Raw genomic sequence first — 2,955 nt, 5'->3', positions numbered from 1 at the left:
GGGATTGACCGTCCGTCAATCCCGGTGAGCGGCGGGGCGCTTCGTCGTTCCGGGGCTGCGCTCAGCAGGAGGTGCCGGGCGGCGGCAGGTAGCGCTCGGCCCAGCTGCGCAGTTCGGCCATGGCGGGGCCGAGCGCGGCGCCGGACTCGGTGAGCCGGTAGCGCACGCGCAGCGGCGGCCCCTCGTCGACCTCGCGGAGCACCAGGCCGGCCTCGGCGAGCTCGGTGAGCCGGTCGGAGAGCATCCGCTCGCTGATGCCCGGGATGGCGCGGCGGACCTCGGCGAAGTGGCCCGGGCCGCTCCCGAGGACGGCGACGACCAGACCGGTCCAGCGCTTTCCGAGCAGCGCGAAGACCCGGGTGATGGTGTGGTCCACCCCGGTACAGGCCGGCTGGGTCGGTGCTGTTTCCTGCGCCATGGCTCCAGGGTACTGCCCCTGCGCTAGTGACTAATAAAAAGTAAGCTGCTACGGTAATGACAGCTGCGCACCAAGTTGCAGTCACTACCGAAAGGGAGGCATGTTATGCCCACGCTGCTGCACATCGACTCGTCCGCGCTCACCGAGGGCTCCGTCTCCCGCGAGGTCGCCGCGACCTTCCGCGCCGAGTGGGAGGCCCAGAACCCCGGCGGCACCGTGATCCACCGCGACCTCGCCGCCGACCCCGTCCCGCACCTGGAGGCGGCCGGCATCGTCGCGGGCTTCGTCCCCGCCGAGCACCGCAGCCCCGAGCAGCAGGCCGCGTTCGCAGTGCGCGAGGAGCTCATCGCCGAGCTGGAGCAGGCCGACGCCGTGGTGATCGGCACCCCGATGTACAACTTCACGATCCCCTCCACCCTCAAGGCGTGGCTCGACCAGGTGATCCTGATCGGCCGCACCGCCGGCGAGCAGCCCTCGGCGGCCGGCACCCCGGTCACCGTGGTCTCGTCCCGCGGCGGCTCGTACGGGCCGGGCAGCCCGCGCGAGAGCTTCGAGTTCGTCACCACCTACCTGGAGAAGGTGCTGACCGGCATGCTCGGCCTCGAGGTCGACTTCGTGGTGCCCGAGTTCACCCTGGCCCGGGTCAACCCCGCGCTCGCCGACTTCATCGACGCGGCCGACGCCTCCAAGGCCAAGGCCCACGAGGACGCCGCCGCCAAGGCCAAGGCGGTCAGCGCCCGCACCGCCGCCTGACGCACCCGGGCGCGCCCGGGCCGGTGGTCGCGGCCACCCGCCCGGGCGTGTCTGACCGGCGATCGGCCCCCGGACCTTCCAAGCTGGTACGAACGAGCGGTCCGTCCCCGGGCCGCCGCGCCGACCAGGGAGCCGACGTGACGCCCACCCCGCCCGACGGGCCCCACCGCGCGGGCCACGGGCCCGGGCACCCGGCGCCCCGGCCGCTGGAGATCGACGTCTTTACCGGCCCGGAGACCGCGTTCTTCGCCACCTCCGTCCTGATCATGGGCGAGACGGCCGCGATCCTGGTCGACGCCCAGCTCACCCGCAGCGCCGGCCGCGAACTCGCCGAGTGGATCGCCGGGAAGGGCCGCCGGCTGCTGGCGGTCGTCATCACCCACCGCCACCCGGACCACTACTTCGGCGCCGAGGAGGTGCTCCGGCTCTTCCCGGAGGCTCAGCTGCTCGCCGCCCCGGCCGTGGTCGACGGCATCGCCCGCACCGCCGCGGACAAGGTCGCCGAGTGGAAGCCGGTCTACGGCGCGGACATCCCCGACCAGCCGCTGCTCCCCGCCCCGCTGCTGCCCCAGCCGCTGATGATCGACCAGCAGCTGATCCGGGTGCTGCCGCTCGGCCAGGGCGACTGCGAGGACTCCACGATCGTGCACATCCCGGCCATCCGCACCGTGCTGGCCGGCGACTTCGTCTACAACGGCACGCACGTCTGGACCGCCGACACCGACGCCTACCGGCGCATCGACTGGGCGCACAACCTCGCCCGGATCGCCGACCTCGGCGTCGACCGGGTCATCGCCGGGCACCGCGCCCCCGGAGCCGACGACGACGCGCTGCGGGTGCTCGCGTTCACCGGCGAGTACCTCCAGGACTTCGACCGGGCGCTCGCCGCCCACCCGCACGACGCCGAGGGCCTCGCCGCCGCCATGAACGAGCGGTACGGCGCGCTCACCCTGCCGGTCATCCTCGACCTCGGCGCCGCCGCCAACACCCGCCCCGGCACGGCCGTCGAACCCGCCCCGCCGGCGGAGCCCGACGGCGACGGGATCGTGGACGCGGAGATCGTCGACGACGACGAGTAGCCCGGACGCCCACCCGCCGGGGCACGCCCGGCGGATACTGGCGGCATGACCGCCTACGACGTGATCGTCCCCGCTGGAGGTGCGGCCAGCCGGCTCGGCGGCGCCGACAAGCCCGGTCTTCAGGTCGGCGGGCGCAGCCTGCTCGACCGGGTGCTGGCCGCCGCCGCCGGGGCCGGCACCACCGTGGTCGTCGGCCCCACCCGCGGCACTGCCGCGGCCGGTGTCCGGTGGACCCGCGAGGAGCCGCCCGGCGGCGGCCCGGTCGCCGCCGTTTCCGCCGGGCTCGCCCGGGTCACCGCCGAGCGGGTGCTGCTGCTCGCCGCCGACCTGCCCTTCCTGGACGCCCGCACGGTCGGCCGGCTGGTCGCCGCCCTCGACGACCCGGCGACCGAGGCCGCCGTCCTGGTCGACGCGGCCGGCCGGGACCAGCCGCTCGCCGCCGCCTACCGCACCGCCGCCCTGCGGGCCTCGCTCGCCGCCCTCGGCGACCCGGCCGGGCTCCCGCTGCGCCGGCTCACCGGCCCGCTGCGCACCACCCGGCTGGCCGACCCGGACGGCGCCGCGTACGACTGCGACACCTGGGAGGAGCTGGCCCTGGCCCGGGACCGCGAAGCGGCCGCGGGGCCCGCCCGCTGAGCCCGCCCGCCGGCGGGGGGGCCCCCGCCCCCGCGCGGGCGGGGGGGGTTTGTGAGCCCCCGCGCGCGC

At 75.6% G+C, this 2,955-nt stretch carries 3 protein-coding genes and 1 pseudogene; 3 read left to right on the top strand and 1 reads right to left on the bottom strand.

The genetic code is table 11. The features are described 5' to 3' along the window. Positions 1–61: 61 nt before the first annotated feature. Positions 62–418: a winged helix-turn-helix transcriptional regulator gene (locus ACFV0G_RS36905; protein WP_380557410.1), complete on the bottom strand. Its 357-nt coding sequence runs from the start codon at positions 416–418 to the stop codon at positions 62–64. Between the two features lie 105 nt (positions 419–523). Between ACFV0G_RS36905 and ACFV0G_RS36900 the strand changes: the two genes are divergently transcribed. From ACFV0G_RS36900 to ACFV0G_RS36890, 3 genes and pseudogenes are all read left to right on the top strand, one after another. Further along, the gene (locus tag ACFV0G_RS36900) at positions 524–1,171 is read left to right on the top strand and encodes an FMN-dependent NADH-azoreductase (protein ID WP_380557407.1); all 648 of its coding nucleotides are present in this window, start codon (positions 524–526) and stop codon (positions 1,169–1,171) included. A 137-nt stretch (positions 1,172–1,308) separates the two neighbouring features. Next, entirely contained in the window at positions 1,309–2,250 is a 942-nt protein-coding gene (locus ACFV0G_RS36895; RefSeq protein WP_380557404.1) for an MBL fold metallo-hydrolase, read from the top strand. Positions 2,251–2,295: 45 nt separating this feature from the next. Continuing rightward, positions 2,296–2,853 (top strand): annotated as a pseudogene (locus ACFV0G_RS36890) (molybdenum cofactor guanylyltransferase); the annotation flags it as partial. Positions 2,854–2,955: the final 102 nt, after the last annotated feature.

The organism is Kitasatospora sp. NPDC059571 (assembly GCF_042735675.1).
GTDB lineage: Bacteria > Actinomycetota > Actinomycetes > Streptomycetales > Streptomycetaceae > Kitasatospora.
The sequence above is the reverse complement of the archived record's forward strand: the minus strand, read 5'-3'. Positions and strand labels throughout refer to the sequence as shown.

Coding starts and splice junctions, on each gene's coding strand:
- ACFV0G_RS36905 (WP_380557410.1), bottom strand. CDS start 418: ATGGCGCAGGAAACAGCACCGACCCAGCCGGCCTGTACCGGGGTGGAC.
- ACFV0G_RS36900 (WP_380557407.1), top strand. CDS start 524: ATGCCCACGCTGCTGCACATCGACTCGTCCGCGCTCACCGAGGGCTCC.